Annotated in this window: 18 protein-coding genes; 5 read left to right on the top strand and 13 right to left on the bottom strand. The window is 63.8% G+C overall.

Annotated features, from left to right (window positions below; all coding sequences use genetic code 11):
* Nucleotides 1-58: 58 nt before the first annotated feature.
* A complete protein-coding gene (locus B0G82_RS05375) occupies nt 59-424 on the bottom strand; it encodes a hypothetical protein (RefSeq protein WP_116143324.1) in 366 nt (121 codons plus the stop codon).
* On the opposite strand from B0G82_RS05375, the gene B0G82_RS05370 reads away from it, so the two are divergent.
* A complete protein-coding gene (locus tag B0G82_RS05370; RefSeq protein ID WP_121306865.1) occupies nt 423-638 on the top strand; it encodes a hypothetical protein in 216 nt (71 codons plus the stop codon). The genes B0G82_RS05375 and B0G82_RS05370 overlap by 2 nt on opposite strands.
* A gap of 245 nt (nt 639-883) precedes the next feature.
* Complete coding sequence (locus B0G82_RS05365; protein ID WP_121306864.1) at nt 884-1,645, top strand: phytanoyl-CoA dioxygenase family protein; 762 nt, start codon at nt 884-886, stop codon at nt 1,643-1,645.
* An 80-nt stretch (nt 1,646-1,725) separates the two neighbouring features.
* Here B0G82_RS05365 and B0G82_RS05360 read toward each other — a convergent pair whose 3' ends face one another.
* A complete protein-coding gene (locus B0G82_RS05360) occupies nt 1,726-1,932 on the bottom strand; it encodes a DUF3185 family protein (protein WP_116118683.1) in 207 nt (68 codons plus the stop codon).
* 217 nt (nt 1,933-2,149) lie between these two features.
* On the opposite strand from B0G82_RS05360, the gene mgrA reads away from it, so the two are divergent.
* Entirely contained in the window at nt 2,150-3,193 is a 1,044-nt protein-coding gene (gene mgrA, locus B0G82_RS05355) for an L-glyceraldehyde 3-phosphate reductase (RefSeq protein ID WP_121306863.1), read from the top strand.
* A gap of 61 nt (nt 3,194-3,254) precedes the next feature.
* On the opposite strand, the gene B0G82_RS05350 is transcribed toward mgrA, so the two are convergent.
* The 5 genes from B0G82_RS05350 to B0G82_RS05330 all read right to left on the bottom strand — a co-directional run bounded on the left by B0G82_RS05350 (nt 3,255) and on the right by B0G82_RS05330 (nt 11,158).
* The gene (locus B0G82_RS05350; RefSeq protein WP_012431424.1) at nt 3,255-3,440 is read right to left on the bottom strand and encodes a hypothetical protein; all 186 of its coding nucleotides are present in this window, start codon (nt 3,438-3,440) and stop codon (nt 3,255-3,257) included.
* 272 nt (nt 3,441-3,712) lie between these two features.
* Nucleotides 3,713-4,951 carry an MFS transporter gene (locus tag B0G82_RS05345; RefSeq protein ID WP_199730122.1) on the bottom strand — a complete coding sequence of 413 codons (1,239 nt, stop codon included), beginning with the start codon at nt 4,949-4,951 and terminating at the stop codon, nt 3,713-3,715.
* A gap of 204 nt (nt 4,952-5,155) precedes the next feature.
* Complete coding sequence (locus B0G82_RS05340) at nt 5,156-6,685, bottom strand: efflux transporter outer membrane subunit (protein WP_121306861.1); 1,530 nt, start codon at nt 6,683-6,685, stop codon at nt 5,156-5,158.
* The gene (locus B0G82_RS05335; RefSeq protein WP_121306860.1) at nt 6,682-7,887 is read right to left on the bottom strand and encodes an efflux RND transporter periplasmic adaptor subunit; all 1,206 of its coding nucleotides are present in this window, start codon (nt 7,885-7,887) and stop codon (nt 6,682-6,684) included. The genes B0G82_RS05340 and B0G82_RS05335 overlap by 4 nt, the downstream gene beginning before the upstream one ends.
* An 88-nt stretch (nt 7,888-7,975) precedes the next feature.
* Nucleotides 7,976-11,158, bottom strand: coding sequence for an efflux RND transporter permease subunit (locus B0G82_RS05330; protein ID WP_121306859.1), 3,183 nt, complete (start codon nt 11,156-11,158; stop codon nt 7,976-7,978).
* A 427-nt stretch (nt 11,159-11,585) separates the two neighbouring features.
* Between B0G82_RS05330 and B0G82_RS05325 the strand changes: the two genes are divergently transcribed.
* Both B0G82_RS05325 and B0G82_RS05320 read left to right on the top strand, forming a co-directional pair.
* A complete protein-coding gene (locus B0G82_RS05325; protein ID WP_042327325.1) occupies nt 11,586-11,798 on the top strand; it encodes a hypothetical protein in 213 nt (70 codons plus the stop codon).
* Between the two features lie 115 nt (nt 11,799-11,913).
* The gene (locus B0G82_RS05320) at nt 11,914-12,942 is read left to right on the top strand and encodes a serine/threonine protein kinase (RefSeq protein ID WP_121306858.1); all 1,029 of its coding nucleotides are present in this window, start codon (nt 11,914-11,916) and stop codon (nt 12,940-12,942) included.
* Between the two features lie 24 nt (nt 12,943-12,966).
* Here B0G82_RS05320 and B0G82_RS05315 read toward each other — a convergent pair whose 3' ends face one another.
* The 6 genes from B0G82_RS05315 to B0G82_RS05290 form a co-directional block, all read right to left on the bottom strand.
* Complete coding sequence (locus B0G82_RS05315) at nt 12,967-14,868, bottom strand: DUF3857 domain-containing protein (RefSeq protein WP_121306857.1); 1,902 nt, start codon at nt 14,866-14,868, stop codon at nt 12,967-12,969.
* A gap of 104 nt (nt 14,869-14,972) precedes the next feature.
* Complete coding sequence (locus B0G82_RS05310; protein ID WP_121306856.1) at nt 14,973-15,995, bottom strand: XdhC family protein; 1,023 nt, start codon at nt 15,993-15,995, stop codon at nt 14,973-14,975.
* Nucleotides 15,968-16,564, bottom strand: coding sequence for a carbon monoxide dehydrogenase subunit G (locus tag B0G82_RS05305; RefSeq protein ID WP_121306855.1), 597 nt, complete (start codon nt 16,562-16,564; stop codon nt 15,968-15,970). The genes B0G82_RS05310 and B0G82_RS05305 overlap by 28 nt, the downstream gene beginning before the upstream one ends.
* Nucleotides 16,555-17,790: a VWA domain-containing protein gene (locus B0G82_RS05300; RefSeq protein WP_121306854.1), complete on the bottom strand. Its 1,236-nt coding sequence runs from the start codon at nt 17,788-17,790 to the stop codon at nt 16,555-16,557. Before B0G82_RS05300 ends, B0G82_RS05305 begins: the two co-directional genes overlap by 10 nt.
* A 5-nt stretch (nt 17,791-17,795) precedes the next feature.
* Complete coding sequence (locus B0G82_RS05295; RefSeq protein WP_116118692.1) at nt 17,796-18,683, bottom strand: MoxR family ATPase; 888 nt, start codon at nt 18,681-18,683, stop codon at nt 17,796-17,798.
* A 127-nt stretch (nt 18,684-18,810) separates the two neighbouring features.
* A complete protein-coding gene (locus B0G82_RS05290) occupies nt 18,811-19,608 on the bottom strand; it encodes a xanthine dehydrogenase family protein subunit M (RefSeq protein WP_121306853.1) in 798 nt (265 codons plus the stop codon).
* Nucleotides 19,609-19,624: the final 16 nt, after the last annotated feature.

Below are 19,624 nucleotides of genomic sequence, written 5' to 3'. Positions count from 1 at the left end.
ATCAGCGCAGCCATTGCAGCCGCGCCGGTCCGGAAGCGCGCTGCGTTCCGTGATCGCCTTAACGGCTCGCAAACGCGAACGCGAACCAGCCGGTGCTGCCATTCGTCGACATGCGACGCGGACGACGGCTCGTGTTCTGTGGCACGGCGGCAGGGGCACGTGGCGCGGTGAGGCGCAGCGGCGTCGGTTTGCGCAGCAGTGTGCGCAGCGAAAAACGGCGCGAGCCGCCTTGCACACGCAAGGCGGAGAAGAACGTGTTGAACCAGGTGCGAATGCCGTCGACGGCTCTGGCATCGCGCCATTGTTCGCCGAGCGCGCGGGTGCGGGTGGCGTGATGGCGCAGCGCGCGCACGACATGGCGGCGCGCGGGACGCGCTGCTTTCAGTGCGGCGCGGGTAAGACGGGTGCTCAGGAGAGTATGCATGGCTTCACAAATAGGCAACGTGTCGCGCGACGGAATGTGCGCCAAGATGAGCACCAAATGTGCCAATGGCGGTGTCGCGAAGGACGGCGCGAAAGCCTGGAATTCGACGGAAAAGTGCACGGTGTACGGCGGAGTCGGCCTCGGCGGCCTGTACGCGGCGCGGAAGTGCGGAAATAACGATCAACATGCAGCGCAGGTTACACGCGATTCGTGACGTCATAAAGTCCGTTTTTACCCTGCGAATACGGGTTTTTACGGGGTAGATCGCGATTTGCGACAGTGGGGTCGCGCCCTTTGCGGTCAATTTTCGTGCGTGCTTGCCCCTCGAAGTGCCGCAACATCGAGCCTGGCGCATGAAAGTAGTGCGTAAGGTGCGGTTTCTCGCGGGTGAAACGGCACACCTTGGGATCGCGCCCGCTTTACAATCTTGCATCGGCTTGTCGACAGTAACGGAACACCATGTCACTTCATTCCAAGAAAGAGCAGATTCAGACGTTGCGGGAGCAGGGTTTTGTCGTGGTGCCCGGATTGGTGTCGCCCGAGCGTTGCGATGAATTCAGACAGATTGCGCAGCGTCAGTTGCAGGAAGCGGCCGCGCCGATCGAGTTCGAAGCGGATCTGCAGTATCCCGGCGCGCCGACCTCCAAACACGCGCCCGGCGGCCATACGGTGCGGCGGCTGCTGGATGCGTATGGCCGTCATCCGGGTTTCGCGCAATGGGCGACCGCGCCGGAGATTCGCGGCTGGATGGAACTGTATTTCGGCGAGGAGCCGCGTCTGTCACGCGCGCACCATAACTGCATGATGACCAAGCATCCGGCGTATGGCAGCTTGACCGGCTGGCATCGCGACGTAAGGTATTGGTCGTTCGAGCGGGACGATCTGGTATCGGTGTGGCTGGCGGTCGGCTCGGAGACGGTGGATAACGGCGCGCTGTGGCTAGTGCCGAAGTCCCACAACGCCACGTTCACTTCCGACCGGTTCGATCAGGCCAAATTTTTCCGCTCCGATCTGGAAGAGAATCAGGAGTGGATTCGCGCAGCGGTGTCGCCTGAACTCAAGCCAGGCGACGTGGTGTTTTTCCACTGCAATACATTGCATTCAGCCGGCAAGAACATCAGCGATCAAGTGAAGTTTTCGCTGGTGTACACCTATCACGGCGCGAGCAACGTGCCGTTGCCGGGAACCCGTTCGGCTGCGAAGCCCGAGGTGGCGTTTTAGGCTTTCCCGACTTGTCGTGGTGGCGCTTCGGGACCAGATACCCGGAGCCCGAAGCACCTCGCCGCGCATCGCGCACGCCGTTAGCGCCGCCGCCCCGACAAAGCCATTCCCGTCAGGCCGGCGATCGTAGCCACGACGCCGCCCACGATCAGCATGATCGCCTTGTTGGACGGCGAACCGGTAAAGACGCGCGAGACGTCGCTGCTCACCGAATTGAACGCCTGCCCGCCGAAATACAGCAGCACGATACCGCCGACAATCAACGCGATGGAAATCGCCTTCGTCATCTATCTCTCCCCTGAGCTTGAGTCGGGCAAAGTGTAGGGGAGCCGCAGGCGATCGTCCATCCCGCATACTGGGTGTCTGCATGCATCACGTCGATTCGCTACCATAGCGGTCTGGCTGCATTCCCCCACCTACAAAAACAAAGCAGCACGCCTCCCGCAGCATGCAATTGCCCATGCCCGCACATGTCGGGCGCCTTCACCATCAAGGACACTAGCAATGGCTTACGAAGCAGCTTCAGAACGCTATTCGGATATGCAGTACCGCGTCTGCGGTAAGTCGGGTCTCAAACTGCCGGCGCTGTCGCTCGGTCTGTGGCACAACTTCGGCGACACCACGCCGATTTCCACGCAGCGCGACATCCTGCGCACAGCCTTCGACCTCGGCATCACGCACTTCGACCTCGCCAACAACTACGGGCCGCCGTACGGCAGCGCCGAAACCAATTTCGGCCGACTCTTCAAGGACGACTTCAAGCCGTATCGCGACGAACTGCTGATTTCGTCGAAGGCCGGTTGGGACATGTGGCCGGGTCCGTACGGTCAAGGCGGCGGCTCGCGCAAATATGTACTCGCGAGTCTCGATCAGAGCCTGGCGCGCATGGGTCTCGACTACGTCGATATTTTCTATTCGCATCGTTTCGATGCCGACACGCCGCTCGAAGAAACCGCGGGTGCGCTGGCGAGCGCGGTGCAGCAGGGCAAGGCGCTATACATCGGGATCTCGTCCTACTCGGCAACCAAAACGCTCGAAATGGCGAAGCTGCTCGCCGAGTACAAGGTGCCGCTGCTGATCCATCAGCCCGCGTACAACATGCTCAATCGCTGGATCGAGCACGGATTGCTGGATACGCTGGAGAATGTCGGCGCGGGCACCATCGCGTTCACACCGCTGGCTCAGGGTCTGCTCACCGGCAAGTACCTGAACGGCGTGCCGGACGACGCGCGCGTCAACAAGCCGGGCGGCGGTTCGTTAAAGCAGGAGCACTTGAGCGCGCAGAATATCGACCACGTGCGCAAGCTCAACGACATCGCGCAGCGCCGCGGACAGAGCCTGGCGCAGATGGCGCTCGCGTGGGCGCTGCGCGATCCGCGCGTGACGTCCGTGCTGATTGGCGCGAGCCGTGCGGAGCAGGTGCGTGAGAACGTCGGTGCGCTGAAGAATCTCGCGTTCTCGAAGGACGAACTGGCCGAGATCGATCGCTACGCGACCGAAGGCGGCATCAACCTGTGGGAAAAGCCGTCGACGGATCAGGCGATCTGATCCCCACGTCTCGGCCATTCACGCCGCAGCAAGAGAAAAGCCGCCGTCGGGCGGCTTTTCTCTAGACGAGCGCCGGCAAACCTTCGACCAGCACCACGGCGAACATCACGCCGATCAGCGCGCCAAGCACGCGCAACGCGTTGTGCCGGAATTCCGTCTTGCACGGAAGTGCACCGACAAACAAGGCCCCGGCCAACGCCATCGGAATGACCAGGATGAAATCGCCGATCGTGAAGTAGGTCGTCATTCTCGTCTCCTTATATATTCCGGCGAAGGCGGCGGCTCGATTTATGGAGTCATGCACCGCCCACGCTCGATTTGAGTATAGGAGACAAGTCGGGTCGCTATGGCGACCCTTTGCGGCGCTGCAGCGCCTATTCGCAAGCCGCTGAACCCGGTGCCGTAAGGGCCGCCGCGATTGTCGCGACGCAGCAATCACGATAAAAAACGTTAAGCGTTCGCTTACGTTGTCCTTACTTTTAGGCGCTATTCAATGCGCGCTGGGTCGAAGCGCGAGCCTCAGATGCGAGCTTGCTCGCGCCCGCGCAAACCCATCGCCGCGACCAGGCCGATGACGAGCAACACGCCCACCAACCCCGCGACACCGTTCCATCCGAAACCTGCCCACACGTGACCGCCGTACGAGCCGACCACGCTCGAGCCGATGTAATACGCAAGCAGATAGAGGGCGGCGGCCTGGCCTTTGGCATCCTTGGCGAGGCGTCCGACCCAGCCGCTCGCCACGGAATGTCCGGCGAAGAAGCCGAACGTCACGCATGCAATGCCTGCCGCGATCGCCGCCAACGGATGCAACAGGGTGAGTGCGAGACCGAGCAGCATCAACAGCAAACTGGCGATGAGCACGCGGGCGCGGCCGAACGTATCGGCCATGCGGCCCGACCACGGCGATGCGACTACGCCCGTCAGATACACGACGAAGATCGCGCCGATTTCCGTCTGATTCAACTGATACGGCGGCGCGAGCAACCGGTAGCCGATGTAGTTGTACAGCGTGACGAAGCTGCCCATCAGCACGAAGCCGAGCAGAAACAGCAGAGGCAGTCCGGGTCGTGTGAATTGCCTGAGCAGGGCGGTGCGGTGATGCGTGAAGCCGAGGCCGCGCCGCGGCACGAAGTGACGCGACGGCGGCAGCAGCGCGCGGAACGCGAGCATCGACAGAATGCCGAGCACGCCGATCGTGCCGATCGCGACGCGCCACGAGAATAGGTCCGCGACTACGCCCGTGATCACGCGTCCCGCCATCCCGCCGATCGCCGTGCCGCCGACGTAAAGTCCCATCGCGAGGCCGAGCCCATCGGGATGCACTTCTTCCGCGAGATAGGCCATCGCGACGGCGGGCACGCCACCGAGCGCTAGACCTTCGAGCGTGCGCAGCACGAGCAGTTGATGCCACTGCGGCGCGATCGACACGCCGACAGTGAGCAGCGCGGAAACGGTGAGCGAAAGTGTCATCAGCTTATGACGGCTCCAGCCTTCCGAAACGAAGCCGGCAACGAACACGGCAAGCGCGAGCGCGGCCGTGGTGAACGAGAGCGACAGGCTGCTCTGTGCCGGCGTCACGTTGAACGCCGTCGAAAACGATGGCAGCAAGGGCTGTACGCAATAGAGCAGCGAGAACGTCGCGTAGCCGGCGAACAATAGCGCGATGCTGGCGCGCCAGTACGCGCGCGTGCCGCGTTCGAGGTAAGGAAGGTTGGGCGCGGCAGAGGCGCTGGAAGAGACGGGCGAGGAATCGATCGAAGAAGCAGGAGCAGCCGAAGCAGCAGTCTGATGGGCGTCCGGCGGCGGGGTCACGAAAAATCTCCTCAGGGATGTGAAGGCCGAAAGAGTTAAGGATACGCTGAAAAAGCCGCGCGAATCGGCACTCAGATCAGCGGGCCGTCGCTGCGACGCGACCAGACGGCGCGCCCGACGCCCGTCGTCGCCGTTGAAAAACGGCGGTTACCCATGCGCCGCGGCATCGCTCGCGGGTGCGGACGGATGCACGATCTGTTCGTCCGTCGGCAGCGCGGACGCGTCCCAGCCGCCGCCCAGCGCCTTGATCAACGCCACGCTCGCGGCCATCCGCCGGCGCGCGATCGAGACAGCGTCGCGCTCGTTGGTAAGCGCGGTGGTTTGCGCGACCACCACGTCGAGATAGGTGATTGCGCCGTTCTTATAGCGATTCGATACGACCGCGAGCGCTCGTTGCGCGGCGGCCACCGCATCGTCTTGCGCAGTCGCTTCCTGTTCGAGCACGCGCAGCGCAGCGAGATTGTCCTCAACCTGGCCGAAAGCGCTCAACACCGTCTGCCGGTATTGCGCCACGCTTTCGTCGTAATGCGCACGAGCCTGCTCCTTCACGGACGCGCGTCCGCCGAAGTCGAGCAGCGTGCCCGCCAAGGTCGGCCCCAACGACCACAGGCGGCTCGGCGCCAGCAGCCATTGGCTGTAGTTGGTGGCTTCGAGGCCGCCCGTCACCGACAGAATGAGGTTCGGAAAAAACGCCGCGGTCGCCACGCCGATCTGCGCGTTCATGTCGGCGACGTGCCGTTCCGCCGCCGCGATGTCCGGCCGGCGTTCAAGCAACGCGGACGGCACGCCTGCCGCTGCCACGACGGGCACCGCGGCGAGCGGCGCAACCGGCAGTGAATACGTGGAAGGCGACTGCCCGATCAGGATCGCGATCGCGTGTTCGAGTTGCGCGCGCTGCACGCCGAGATCGAGTGCTTGCGCCTGGGTGGTCTTCAGTTGCGTCTGCGCCTGCGCGACATCCGCATCCGTGGCGATGCCGCCGGTGTAGCGGTGCTGCGTCAGATCGAGGGCTTGCTTGTAGGCCCCGATCGTGTCGTCGAGCAGTTGACGCTCCTGATCGAGTCCGCGCAGCTCGAAGTAGTCGGTGGCGAGTTCGGCCTGCATCGACAGGAGCATGGCTTGGGCATCGGCGGCGCTGGCCTGCGCTTCGGCTTTCGCGCCTTCGACGCTGCGCGACACGCGGCCCCACAGGTCGGGCTCCCACGATGCGTCGGCTTGCACGAGGTAGTCGTTCAGCGTGAGGCCGGCGGTCGATTTGTGCAGCACATTCTCCGAAGAACGCGCACGTGAATAGGCGCCATTCGCGCTGACGACCGGGAAGAAGCTCGACCGATATTGCGCCACCGTGGCGCGAGCGGCGCGAAAGCGTGCCTGCGCGGCCTGGACGTTCTGGTTCGCGCTCGCGACCTGTTGTTCGAGTGCGTCGAGCGAAGGGTCAGCGTAGACGCTCCACCACGCGCCGCGTGTGAGCGTGTCGGCGGGTCGGGCGGGTTTCCAGCCGGTGCCGTCGAGTTCTTTGTAGGTGGCGGCGGTGGTGGCCGTCGGCTTCACGTAGTCCGGGCCGAGCGTGCATGCGGTGAGCGCACATACGCTCGCTAATGCAAAAGCGGACGCGTGCAGCGAGACATATCGCAGCGGCGGCGCGACAAAACGGCGACGGGATCCTTGCGTGTTCATGACGACGCACCCGTCGCCGCACCTGCTTTCGCGGGCACGATCCGCACCGGCGCGCCATCGACGATCGAGTCCTGCGGATTCACGATCACCTGCTCATCCCCCTGCAAGCCGGACACGATCGCCACTCGTGTGCCGAAGTCCGTTCCTAGCGACACTGGCAATAGCTTCACCTTGCGTTGTGCATCGACAGTCGCGACTTTCACGCCGTCCGGGCGGAACAGCAGCGCGTTGCCGGGCAGCGTGAACGGTGCCGCGCCGGTGCCCAAAGCGAAGTGCACTTGCGCATAAGCGCCCGGCAGCAAGTCGCCGTTTCGGTTGTCGACATCGACCTCCGCCAGCATCGTGCGTTGTTGCGGATCGACGGCGCCCGCAGTGCGCGCCACCGTGCCCGGATAATGTTTCGACGGCGTTTCGGTCAGCGTCAGAAACGCCGTCTGCTGAGCGCGAACCTGCTGCGCGTACGCTTGCGGCACATTCACATAAACGCGCAACCGGTCCGCCTGCGCGACGTGAAACAGCTCCTTCGCGGGTCCGCCCGAACTGCCTGGGTCGATCAGCGCGCCGATGTCCACATTGCGCGCCGTCACGATGCCGTCGAATGGCGCATACACTTTCTGAAACGACTGCGTCTTCTCGAGTCGCGCCACGTTGAACCGCGCGGCGTCGAGCGTGGCTTTCTTCGCGAGCATGTCGCCGATTTTTTCGTCGGTTTCCTGCTTCGAGACCGATTTGCTTTTCAGCATGTCGGTCCAGCGGTCGGCGGTGCTTTTCGCAAGCGCATAGTTGGCGTTGGCGTTCGCGAGATCGGCGCGGGCCGCGCGCAGTTGATCGTCCACTTCGGGTGTGTCGATTTCCGCCAGCAACTGGCCGTTCTTCACATGCGCGCCAATGTCGGCGTACCACTTCTTCAGATAGCCACTGGTGCGCGCGTAGATCGGCGTATCGAGGAAAGCCTGCACGTTGCCGGGCAGCACGAGATCGAGTCCGGCCGTCGACTTCTGCGGCCGCACCACTTCGACGCTCATCTGGCTCGTATGCTCGGCATCGCGTTCGAGCGCCGCGTGCGCGTCGTGACGCGACCAGATGCCTTGTGCCGCCAGCGCGACGACGGCCACGGCGACCGCGATGCCGATCCAGCGTGCGCGTTTCGCTTTGGCCGGATCGTGCGTGGTGCCGGAACGGTCTGGACGTGGTCCTTCCATTAAACTTCCCCTGTAGAGATGCGTGGGCAGTCCAGGCTGCCTCTTATGCTCCATGCCACTGCCGGCACGATGACGAAGATGCTCTGCATTACGGCTTCCCCACCACGTGCTCAGCCGCGCGCAAGCGACGTGCCGCCAGTCGGCGGTAGATCATCGAAAACACCACCGGCACGAAAATCAGCGTCGCCAGCGTGCCGATTGTCAGACCGCCGATCACCGCGCGCCCGAGCGGCGCATTCTGCTCGCCGCCTTCACCGAGACCGATCGCCATCGGCACCATGCCGATCACCATCGCGAGCGCCGTCATCAGCACCGGACGAAAACGCGTGAAGCCCGCTTCGATCGCCGCGCGCGTCGCGTCGCCGTGTTCGAGCAACTGCTCGCGCGCGAAGCTGATCACGAGAATCGAGTTGGCGGTGGCAATGCCGATACACATGATCGCGCCCGTGAGCGCGGGAATCGACAGCGTGGTGTGCGTGAGAAACAGCATCCACACGATGCCCGCGAGCGCGCCCGGCAACGCGGTGATGATGATGAACGGATCGAGCCACGACTGGAAATTCACCACGATCAGCAGATACACCAGCAGAATCGCGAACACGAGACCCGCGAACAGGCCGGAGAACGAATCGTTCATGGTCTGCACCTGGCCGCGCACTTCGATGGTGGAGGTTTTGGGCAGATTGGCCTTGGCGTCGTCGATGATCTTGCGGATGTCGTCGGACACGCCGCCCAGATCGCGGCCGTCAGCGGTGCCGAAAATATCGATGGTGGTCTGCGCGTTGTAGTGCGTGAGTGTCGCGTTACCCGCTTCGCGCCTCATGGTGGCGAGCGAGCCGAGAATGTTGCTGCGGCCATTCGCGTTCAGCGGAATGTTGGCGAGCGATTGCAGCGAGTCGATCGTGTACTGCGGCGCTTCCGTGATCACGTTGTAGCTCACGCCGTTGCGCGGATTGAGCCAGAACGTCGGCGTGGTTTGCTGGCTGCCCGACAGCGTGATCAGCAGATTGCTCGCGATGTCGCGTTGCGAAAAGCCGGCTTGCTGCGCACGCGTGCGGTCCACGTCGATAAAGATGCGCGGCAAATCCGCGGGCTGCTGGATGCGGGCATCGACGAGACCGGGCACCGTGCGCAGCCGGTTCAGCAACTTCGCGGCGAACACGCGATTGCCGGCCACGTCACGGCCAACGATCTGAATATCGATCGGCGACGGCATGCCGAAGTTGAGCGTCTGACTGACGATATCCGCGGGCAGGAAGGCGAACTGCACGCCGGGGAATTCGTCGGTCAGCGTGCGCCGCAACGCGCGCACGTAGCCGGCGCTCGGATGATGATCGGGATTGAGCGTGATCAGCACGTCCGCATCCGAGGTGCCGATCGTGCCGGTGTTGCTGTACGAAAGGTTGATGCCCGAGACCGGCAAGCCGATGTTGTCGATGATCGAATGCAGCTCGCCCGGTGGTATCAACTGACGGATGCGCGTATCGACACGATCGGTCACCACGGCGGTTTCCTCCACCCGCATGCCGGTTTTCGCGCGCAGATGCAGCGCGATGGTGCCAGCATCGACCGCCGGGAAAAAGTCGCGGCCGAGAAACGGCATCAGCAACATCGACGCTCCGCAGCAGACCAGAAACAGCGTCACGAACAGGCCCGGCCGCGCGACCCGCGCTTCGAGAAACACGCGATAGCGCTCGCGCAAACGCGCGAAGCCGCCTTCGAATGCGTAGTGCACGCGCATGAACGGATTACGCGTTTGCGCCGGGGTGTGATGCAGGTCCGCCGGCTTATGGTGATAGCGCAGCAGGTATTTCGCGAGCGTCGGCACGAGCGTGCGCGAGAAAAAATACGAGGCCAGCATCGCGAACACCACCGCCTCGGCGAGCGGAATGAACAGATAGTGCGCGACGCCCGTCAGCAGAAACATCGGCACGAACACAATGCAGATGGACAGCGTGGACACCAGCGTCGGAATCGCAATCTGATGCGCGCCGTCGAGAATCGCCTGCTCCAGCGTCTTGCCCTGCTCGAGTTGATGGCTGATGTTTTCGATCGCCACGGTCGCGTCGTCCACCAGAATGCCGACCGCGAGCGCGAGCCCGCCGAGCGTCATGATGTTGATGGTTTCGCCAAGCATAGAGAGCGCGATGATCGACGTGATCATCGACAGCGGAATCGACACGGCGATGATCAGCGTGGCGCGCCAGTTGCCGAGGAACAGCAGAATCATCAGACCGGTCAGGCATGCCGCGATCAGCGCCTCGCGCAGCACGCCTTGCACCGAAGCGCGCACGAACAGTGACTGATCGGCGACCGGGTCGATATTCAGCGAGGCAGGCACGAGGTTGCGCAGCGCCGGCATCATCTTCTTGATGCGGTCGACGATTTCGAGCGTGGAAGTGTTGCCGCTTTTGTTGATGGTCAGCAGCGACGCACGCTGGCCGTTCACACGCACGATATTGGTTTGCGGCTGGAAACCGTCGCGCACATGAGCGACGTCGCGAATATAAACGGTGCCGTTGGCGGTGGACTTGATCGGGATATTGTTTAGGCCCGCCAGCGAATCCGGACTGCCGTTCATTTCCACCGAGTACTCGGTCGAGCCGATTTTCGCGGTGCCCGAGGGTAGGATCAGATTTTGCGCGGTCACCGCGTTGACCACGTCCATCGGCGAAAGATTGCGCTCCTGCAATTTGCGCGAATCGATATCGACCATGATCTGGCGCTGCTTGCCGCCGTACGGCAGCGGCGCGGACGCGCCCGGCACGGTGGCGAGCTGCGTCTTCAGGAAGTTGTTGCCGAAGTCGAACAGTTCCTGCTCGGTAAGCGATGCGGACGATAATGCGAGCCGCAGGATCGGCACGGTCGAGGCGTTGTAGCGCAGGATGAACGGCGGCGTGATGCCGGGCGGCAGCGAGCGCAACTGAGTTTGTGACAGCGAGGTGACCTCGGCCAGCGCCTCGTCGATATTCGCGTGCGGCTGGAAAAAGATCTTGATGACGGCGATGCCGTTCAGCGAGGTCGACTCGGTGTGTTCGATATCGTTGACCGCCACCGACAGCCCGCGCTCGTAGTTGAGCACGATGCGTTTTTCCATCTCGTCCGCGGGCAGGCCGTTATACGACCAGATCACCGAGAGCACCGGAATGTCGATATTGGGGAAGATGTCGGTGGGCGTGCGCAGGATCGTCAAAGGTCCGACGATCAGCAATAGCAGGGCCAGGACGACGAACGTGTAGGGGCGCCGCAGCGCGAGACGAACGATCCACATGACTAGTCGGGCCGCTCAAACCCGCGCAAGGCCGCGCCATAGAGGCGGTGACCGTGAGCGGCGGGACGCGCGCCGCCGCAGCGCGCAAAGGCCGCAGGGGCGGTCCGCTTGAGCAAATGGTCTAGTTGGTGCACGTTTTTGATATCTCACCCCACCAGGGTTTATGATGGTCTCGTTGCGACGCGTTACGCTCCGAATCATCGGTCTAGCGCGCCGTAATGGGAATAGGGCGAAACAAGGGGTGAAGAGCCCTGAGTTCGCGCTTTCCTCGGCCCCGCAAAACGGGAACAATGACTCGAACCTTTCACGCGTATCACGCGCAGCAGATTGGGTGCGTACGCAACGTTATCGGCGGGGCGACGCTTTTATCATCACATTGACCGGCGCGAAATCATAAAGCCGGCTATGGGAGAAACGGGGAAACATCATGCAAATCGGTTCGATTGTTCGATCGGTGCATATCGCGGTGCCGCAAGGCGCGCGCGGGATCGTCATGCGCATTCTCGGCGACATGGCCATGGTGGCGTGGTATGCCGGCGAGCCCGGCGCTTCGCCGCACCTGAATACTGAACCCTTTTTCCTTGAAGACCTGATCGATACGGGCGAGCAAGTCCGACCGTCGAGCGCGCAGATGCATTGAAGGCAGTTTGAGTGTGAGCCGTGTGCAAGTTGTAAGCCGCGGTTCGTTCCGCTATTCGTTCCGCTTGTGAGCCGTCGCCCTCGTCTTTGACGGCGGCGCGGCGCACAATGCGGGCATGAACGACGACATCCTCGATCCACAGGACAGCGCGAACAGCGCTGTGCCTTTCGCCCGGCTCAGACCGGAAATCGTGCTCGACGCGCTCGACAGCGCGCTCAGTACAATCGGCGTGCGCACCGACGGCCGCATGCTCCCGCTCAACAGCTACGAGAATCGCGTCTACCAGGTGGGCGTGGAAGATGGCCCGCCAGTGGTGGCGAAGTTCTACCGTCCCGAGCGCTGGAGCGACGCCGCTATCCTCGAAGAACATGCTTTCGTCGCCGATCTCGCCGCGCGTGAGATTCCGGCTGTGCCCGCGCTTGCTCTCGATGGCCGCACGCTGCATACGTTCGACGGCTTCCGCTTTTCCATCTTCGAGCGTCGCGGCGGCCGCGCGCCGGATCTGGACCGGCGCGACACGCTCGAATGGCTCGGGCGATTCATCGGCCGCATCCATGCGGTCGGCCAGACGCAGAACTACACCGAACGTCCCACGCTCGACATCCACACTTTCGGCTATGAACCGCGCGACTTTCTGCTCGCGCACCGTTTCGTGCCGGACGACGTGCGCACCGCGTGGGAAACCGTGGTGAACCTCGCGCTTGAAGGCGTGGAGCGCGCGTTCGAACGGGCTGGCGACATCCGCATGTTGCGCATGCATGGCGACTGCCATCCGAGCAATGTGTTGTGGACTGACGCGGGGCCGCACTTCGTGGATTTCGACGACAGCCGCATGGGACCGGCGGTGCAGGATTTGTGGCTGTTGCTGCCGGGCGAGCGCGTTGAAGCGTCGCGCGCGCTGGCGGATCTGCTTGCCGGTTACGAAGACTTCTGCGACTTCGAGCCGCGCGAACTCTATCTGGTCGAAGCGCTGCGCACGCTGCGGCTGATTCATTATCAGGCGTGGCTCGCGCGTCGCTGGGACGATCCGGCTTTCCCCGCGGCGTTTCCGTGGTTCAACACGCAGCGTTACTGGGAAGAGCGCATCCTGGAGTTGCGCGAGCAGCTTGGCGCGATGCAGGAAGGGCCGCTCTGGCCCGTTTGAGTGCGTGCGCTCTGAAGCAGGCGCTCACGGCGCCTGCGCAGCAACGCTCGACGAATCGATCAGTGTCGATCTGACGATCACCTCCGCTCGCACGTCGCGCCCGATTGCTTCGATTGCGGGACGCATCTGCGCGAAGTCGTCGGGCGTGCAGACGTCGCTATCGAAGTGCGTCGTGCCGTCGCGCGTCATCGTGACGACGTTGCTGAGCGGATCGAACGTGTACTGCGACTCGAAATCGACGAAGCGATCCTGGGTTCGTTTCGCCTCCGGCATGTCGAGCACGCGGAAATTGGCGGGCAACTCGATGCGCGCGCGTTCGTGCAACGCCAGGTTGTGACAGACGAACGGCTGCGTGCGCCGGCGCTCGCCGAGCCAGTAACGCGTATCCGCCGCGAGGCCGCCGGCCAGGCTCGTCAACGCTGGAATCGACGCCGCCGCGCCCGGCACCACGAGACTTTCCAGCGTGCCTTTCATCGTAATGACGAGCGGGCCGTCGGCGACGCCGAGGTCATTGGTGGCGAGCGCCGCGGTGCCACGCAGGTTGGCGCTGCGCAATTCGGCCTGAATCGACTCCTCGCGTTGCGCGGGTGTCTGCGTGCGCAACATCGAGCGCGCCTGTTCAGCCGAAGCGCCGGCCGCTTCCAGCCGGTACGTAAAGCTCGCGGAGCCATCCGGTTCGACTTTGATCGACAGATCGGTGCTGCGCGTCATCAACATGGTGGCGGGCGTGCGCGACAGCACGCCCTCGCCGACCAGCACGGTCGGCCGGTTCATATCGGACGACGGCAGAAAACCGAACTCGACATTCGAGGCGGTCGAGTCAACGTATTGCTGCAAATCCGGCAGCCATGTAATGACGTGATTGATGACGCCGTAGCCCGGCACGCTCGGCAGCGTGTAGATCGTGCCGCTGCTGATCAAGGCCGGCTCATTGCGCACGCCCGCCGCGTTGAGCAACGCGCCGTACAGCGCCACGTGATCCTTGCAATCGCCATAGCGATTCGCGAGCACCGCGCTCGCGTTGTGCGGCACGACGGCGCCGCGTCCGACGTTGATCGCCACGTAGCGCACGTTGCGGCGCACCCAGTCGTATAGCGTTTTGGCCTTGTCGCGCGGCGTGCGGTCGTGCGCGGTGAGCTGTTGCGCGAGACGCGTGACGGCCGCGTCGTGCGCGCTCGGGTCCGCTGCCGATTCGCGGTAGGTTGCGGCGAACGCGGCGTAGTCAGGGAAGGTCGACACCATCAGCCGGTCGCCATACGAAACGTAGGCAACCGAGCCGCGTTCCAGCCGGCTGAAGTGCGCCTTGTCGTAGCGATATTCGTAACGCGTGCGGCCGTCGCGCGTCACGGGTTGCACGGCGGTGAAACCACGCGCGTCGGCATAAAGCGGCTTGTCGGCGGGCAGATCGTAGATCAGACGGAAGTTGTGCGTCGGTGCAAGATCGGGCGGTGTGAAGTCGCTGAATTCGCCCGGCACGATCGGCTGCTTCTGCGTCTTGCGATAGGTGAGATGCACGCGCGCGCCCGGCTCGACGGCGGGGAACACGATCACCTTTTCCTGGATGTCCTGGAACATCGGCGCGTCGAACGAACGTGCCTCCTGGACGTTGCGAATCTGCTCGGGCTGCACGTCGTGACGCACGCCGTCGGCGGTGATCGTGTAGGCCTCGAGGATCTGCACGTCCGCCATGTTGCGATTGAACCAGACATATTGCTGCGCGACCCGCGCGACGCCGGCTTCGTTATTCACGTGCAGCGTCATCGAATCGAGCTTCGAGAAGGAGCCGTCGGCGTTGACGGTGAAGGTTTGCGTCTCGCCTTCGTTGGTGTACGGATCGTCCAGTTTGGCGGGAACGCTCGCACCCGCGCCTTGGATGCCGGCAAGCCAGCCGAGAGATGCAAGACAGACCAGAAAGGGGAGGCGCATGGCAGGCTGGTATCCGAACGTAACGTTGACGGGATCGCCCGTTAGAGTCGGTTTGCGCCGCGTAGATGTCAAGCGGATGCCGCGCGTTGCGATCGAACAAATCTTCAAACGCTACAAGCCGCCCCGCCGGAAGCCGCGATTTCGCGCGCTGCCTTGGCGCCTTCGACCTGAAGCAAGGTCGGCAGCGAAACGCCGTTCTTGGCCGCCGTCACTTCGGCGAGAATCGACACCGCGATTTCGGGCGGCGTGCGGCTGCCGATATAAATCCCAACCGGTCCGTGCAAGCGGGCCAACTCCGTATCGTTCAGATCGAACTCCTTGAGACGTTCGCGCCGCGCCTGATTATTCCTTCGCGAACCCAACGCGCCGACATAAAACGCCGGCGTTTTCAACGCTTCCATCAGCGCGAGATCGTCGAGCTTCGGGTCGTGCGTGAGCGCGATCACGGCGCAGCGTTCGTCGAGTTTCATCTCGATCACCGTGTCGTCGGGCATGGTGCGCACGATCTTCGTGCCGGGGATGTTCCACTCCTCGGTGTACTCCTCACGCGGATCGCAGACGGTGACCTGGTAATCGAGCCCCACCGCGATATTGCACAGATAGCGCGACAGTTGACCCGCGCCGATCACCAGCATGCGGTAGCGCGGGCCGTGAATCGTCAACAGACGCTCGCCATCGAAATGCACGCCGTCGGTTGCCTGCGCGTCTTCGAGGTGCGTGGCGCCCGTCGTCATATTCACTTCGCGGGCCACGAGGCGTCCGTTCTCCACCGCGTGGCACAGTTCGGCAATGCCACTTTCCGGTGTCAGCGGTTCGAGCACCAGCTGGATCGTGCCGCCGCACGGCAGGCCGAAGCGGTGCGCTTCTTCCGCCGTGATGCCGTACTTGACCGCTTCCGGCCGTGTCTGCTCGATACCGCGCTGCCGCACGCGGTCGATCAGATCGTCTTCGATGCAACCGCCCGAAACCGAGCCCACCACGAGTCCGTCATCGCGCACCGCAAGCATCGCGCCCTCGGGACGCGGCGACGAGCCCCACGTCTTCACCACCGTCACCAGTAGCGCGCGATGTCCTTCTTCGAGCCAGCGAGCGCTGGACTTCAGGACTTCGAGATCCACGCTGTCCATGATTTCTTCCTTTTCGTTGCGTCGCCGCCGGACTCGCCGTCCGCGGCCTCATTCGATGCTGTATTGTGCGGCACCGCCTCATCTGCTGCATTTTCCCCGGCGTGCGGGGGCGCAGCGCCCTCACTGCCGCCGCTGACGCGGGCGCCGAAGCGTTTGAAGAACTCGCCTGCAATTTTACGCGCCGCGCCGTCGACGAGCCGCGAGCCGATCTGCGCGAGCTTGCCGCCGACCTGCGCGCTCGCCGTATAACTGAGCTTGGTGGCGGCCTCGCCGTCGGCTTCGAGCGAGACGTGCGCGTTGCCCTTGGCAAAGCCCGCGGCGCCACCCTGGCCTTCGAACACGATGCTGTACGAGTTCGGCGCCTCGATGTCGGTGAGTTGCATGCGCCCCTTGAAGCGCGCCTTGACCGGTCCGACTGCGGCGCTCAGCGCCACCACATAGGCGTTTTCGCCGTCCGGGTCGATACTTTCGCAACCCGGAATGCAGGCGCGCAGGACTTCGGTGTCGTTCAGCGCGTCCCATGTGCGCTGCTGCGAAACGGGCAGCGTATGGGTTTCGGTCAATTCCATGATGTCGCTCCTGCGGTTCCTGTAACGCCGGCACCGCGACGCGGCGCGCGTGTGAGTTGCGCCAGGTCGCGGCCCAACGCCGTCAGGCTGTCTAGATTATGAACCGGACGATGCGCGTCGACATACGGCAGGATCGCCTGCACGCCGCGCGCTTTCGGAGAAAAGCCGCTAAAACGCAGCAGCGGATTGAGCCATATGATGCCGTGTGCGAAGCGGTGCAGGCGGGCCATCTCGGTGTCGAGCACGTCGATCGCTTCGTGATCGAGGCCGTCGGTGACGAGCAGCACCGTAGCACGGCCGGTGAGCACGCGCCGGGCCCAGCGGCGGTTGAACTCGGCAAGCGCCGCGCCGATCCGCGTGCCGCCCGACCAGTCGACCACCTGCTCGGTGAGCGTCGCGATCGCCACGTCGGGATCGCGTTCGCGCAGCGCGCGTGTCGCGTTGGTGAGCCGCGTGCCGAACAGAAACACTTGCAAGCGTTCGCGCGATTGCAGCAACGCGTGGCAGAAATACAGCACCGCGCGCGAATAGCTGCTCATCGAACCGGAGATGTCGAGCAGCAACACGAGCGGCGGTTTGCGTTCGACCACCGCGCGATATTTCCACACCGTCCAGTCGCCGCCCGCGCGGACCGCGTGCCGGGCACTCGCGCGCAAGTCCGCATGCGTACCATGCGACGCCGCTTTCAGACGACGCGTCGGCTCGGCGGCGAGCGGCAGACGCTGGCCGCGAATCAGATGACGCAAAGTGCGCCATTCATCAGCGGAAAGGGTGTCGAAATCGCGATGACGCAGCCGCTCTTCTGCGCTGAATGTGATGTGCGCATGCAGTTCGTGTCGCTCGGTTTCCTGCTGCACTTTGCTATGCGGCGACGGCGGCGCGCGGACGGCCAGCGCGTCGGCGAGACGGTTGTTGCGTTTGGGTGGCGGCAGGCCGTCGCGGACTTTTGGCAGAAGCAGCGCGCGCAGCTTGCCTTCCCAATCGGGATCGCGCCAGAAGAGATCGAAGGCGGCGTTGAACAGATCGCGTTCGTCGGGCGCGGAGACTAGCGACGCGGCGAGGGCGGCGCGCACGTCGTCGCGGCGGCCGAGGTCGATCCAGTGCAGCGCGGCGAGCGCATCGACGGCTTGCGCGGGCGACATCGGCAAACCGGCGCCGCGCAGCACGCGCACGAAGTGGACGACGTTGCGGGCGAGCGTGGGCGTGTCGTCGGGTGAGTTCGTCATGCCGGCTATCCAGGCGCCGCAAGGCACTGCGCGATTTGCGCGGCATCGACGCGTGCCAGATCGTCCTGATACTTGAGCAGAACGCCGAGCGTGTTGTGCACGGATTGCGGATCGAGCTCGGTCACCGACAACGCCTCCAACGCGCGGCACCAATCGATCGTTTCGGCGATGCCCGGCGCTTTGAACAGATCCATGCCGCGCAGCCGATGCACGAAATCGACCGCACGCCGCTGCAATTCCGCCGACGTTTGCGGCGCGCGAGCAGCGACGATCTCCAACTCGCGATCCCGGTCCGGATAGCCGATCCATTGATACAGGCAGCGGCGCTTCAACGCGTCATGCACTTCGCGCGTCCGGTTCGAGGTCATCACGACGAGCGGGGGTTGCTCCGCGCGGACCGTGCCGTATTCGGGAATCGATACCTGGAAGTCCGAAAGCAGTTCGAGTAGAAAGGCTTCGAACGGCTCGTCGGCGCGGTCGATCTCGTCGATCAGCAACACGCGCCGCGCGCCGGGATGATTTTCATCGGGCATCAGCGCTTGCAGCAACGGCCGCTTCAGCAGAAATTCGCCGCGATACAAGGTGTCGTTGTCGGGCCGTTCGCCTGCGGCTTCGGCAAGACGCAGCGCCATGATTTGCCGCGGATAGTCCCACTCGTAGAGCGCGCTTGCCGTATCGAGACCTTCATAACATTGCAGGCGCAACATCGAGGTGCCGAGCATGCCCGCCGCGGCCTTGGCGAGCTCCGTCTTGCCGACGCCCGGCTCGCCTTCGACGAACAATGGCCGCTCCATGCGCAGCGCGAGATACAGCGCGGTCGCCAGCTCGCGGCTGGCGAAATAACTTTGAGCGGCGAGTTGTGCGAGGGTGTCGTCGATCGAAGCAGGCTGCATGGTGTTCCTGGATCTGCGCAATGAAGCGATAGCAACGAAGCCAGGCCGCATTCACGCACGTGAGCGAATGCAGCTGGTGTGACCTGCGTGAGCGCAGATCACACCAGCCGCGAACAGCGAGGAAACGCTAAGCGTTCGCCTTCGCCACCGCACGCGCGGCCAGCACCGGAATCAGATGCGCGCGATAGTCGGCGCTCGCGTGCATGTCGGTGTTCAGATCGGCCGCCGGCACCGTCACCCCGCGTGCTGCTTCGGGCGTGAAGTTCGCCGACAACGCGCTTTCCAGCTCCGGCACACGAAACACCGACGCCGCTGCGCCCGTCACCGCCACGCGCACACCGCTCGCGAACTTCGCGACGAACACGCCGACCAGCGCAAAGTGCGAAGCGGGGTTCCGGAATTTTTCGTATGCCGCGCGCTCGGGCACGGGAAACTCCACGGCGACGATTAGCTCGTCAGGCGCCAACGCCGTTTCGTACATGCCGACGAAGAAGTCGCTCGACGCGATGCGCCGCCGATCCGTGACGATGGTCGCATCCAACCCCACCGCCGCCGCCGGATAACACGCGGCCGGGTCGTTGTTGGCGAGCGAGCCGCCTATCGTGCCGAGCGCGCGCACCTGTCGATCGCCGATGTGCGCGGCAAGATCCGCGAGGCCCGGCAAGACACGCCGAAGTTCCGCGTGATCCGCCACGTCCGCATGACATACGGCGGCGCCGATGGTCACCGTTTTCGCATCGACGGTGATCGCCTTGAGCGCGGGAATGCGCGTCACGTCGATGAGTTGCGACGGCTGCGCCAGACGCAGCCGCATGGTGGGCAAGAGGCTCTGGCCGCCGGCCAGAAACTTGGCATCGCTGTCGGCGGTGAGAATGGCGGCGGCCGCTTTGGGATCCGTCGCGCGTTGATACTCGAATGAATACATGTCGAATGCTCCGCTC

The sequence above is a fragment of the Paraburkholderia sp. BL17N1 genome (genome assembly GCF_003634175.1).
In the GTDB taxonomy this organism is placed as follows: domain Bacteria; phylum Pseudomonadota; class Gammaproteobacteria; order Burkholderiales; family Burkholderiaceae; genus Paraburkholderia.
The sequence above is the reverse complement of the archived record's forward strand: the minus strand, read 5'-3'. Positions and strand labels throughout refer to the sequence as shown.

Excerpts from the sequence above, each read along its gene's own strand:
- B0G82_RS05370 (WP_121306865.1), top strand. The coding sequence starts at position 423 with ATGGCTTCACAAATAGGCAACGTGTCGCGCGACGGAATGTGCGCCAAG.
- B0G82_RS05375 (WP_116143324.1), bottom strand. The coding sequence starts at position 424 with ATGCATACTCTCCTGAGCACCCGTCTTACCCGCGCCGCACTGAAAGCA.
- B0G82_RS05365 (WP_121306864.1), top strand. The coding sequence starts at position 884 with ATGTCACTTCATTCCAAGAAAGAGCAGATTCAGACGTTGCGGGAGCAG.
- B0G82_RS05360 (WP_116118683.1), bottom strand. The coding sequence starts at position 1,932 with ATGACGAAGGCGATTTCCATCGCGTTGATTGTCGGCGGTATCGTGCTG.
- mgrA (WP_121306863.1), top strand. The coding sequence starts at position 2,150 with ATGGCTTACGAAGCAGCTTCAGAACGCTATTCGGATATGCAGTACCGC.
- B0G82_RS05350 (WP_012431424.1), bottom strand. The coding sequence starts at position 3,440 with ATGACGACCTACTTCACGATCGGCGATTTCATCCTGGTCATTCCGATG.
- B0G82_RS05340 (WP_121306861.1), bottom strand. The coding sequence starts at position 6,685 with ATGAACACGCAAGGATCCCGTCGCCGTTTTGTCGCGCCGCCGCTGCGA.
- B0G82_RS05335 (WP_121306860.1), bottom strand. The coding sequence starts at position 7,887 with ATGGAAGGACCACGTCCAGACCGTTCCGGCACCACGCACGATCCGGCC.
- B0G82_RS05330 (WP_121306859.1), bottom strand. The coding sequence starts at position 11,158 with ATGTGGATCGTTCGTCTCGCGCTGCGGCGCCCCTACACGTTCGTCGTC.
- B0G82_RS05325 (WP_042327325.1), top strand. The coding sequence starts at position 11,586 with ATGCAAATCGGTTCGATTGTTCGATCGGTGCATATCGCGGTGCCGCAA.
- B0G82_RS05320 (WP_121306858.1), top strand. The coding sequence starts at position 11,914 with ATGAACGACGACATCCTCGATCCACAGGACAGCGCGAACAGCGCTGTG.
- B0G82_RS05315 (WP_121306857.1), bottom strand. The coding sequence starts at position 14,868 with ATGCGCCTCCCCTTTCTGGTCTGTCTTGCATCTCTCGGCTGGCTTGCC.
- B0G82_RS05310 (WP_121306856.1), bottom strand. The coding sequence starts at position 15,995 with ATGGACAGCGTGGATCTCGAAGTCCTGAAGTCCAGCGCTCGCTGGCTC.
- B0G82_RS05305 (WP_121306855.1), bottom strand. The coding sequence starts at position 16,564 with ATGGAATTGACCGAAACCCATACGCTGCCCGTTTCGCAGCAGCGCACA.
- B0G82_RS05300 (WP_121306854.1), bottom strand. The coding sequence starts at position 17,790 with ATGACGAACTCACCCGACGACACGCCCACGCTCGCCCGCAACGTCGTC.
- B0G82_RS05295 (WP_116118692.1), bottom strand. The coding sequence starts at position 18,683 with ATGCAGCCTGCTTCGATCGACGACACCCTCGCACAACTCGCCGCTCAA.
- B0G82_RS05290 (WP_121306853.1), bottom strand. The coding sequence starts at position 19,608 with ATGTATTCATTCGAGTATCAACGCGCGACGGATCCCAAAGCGGCCGCC.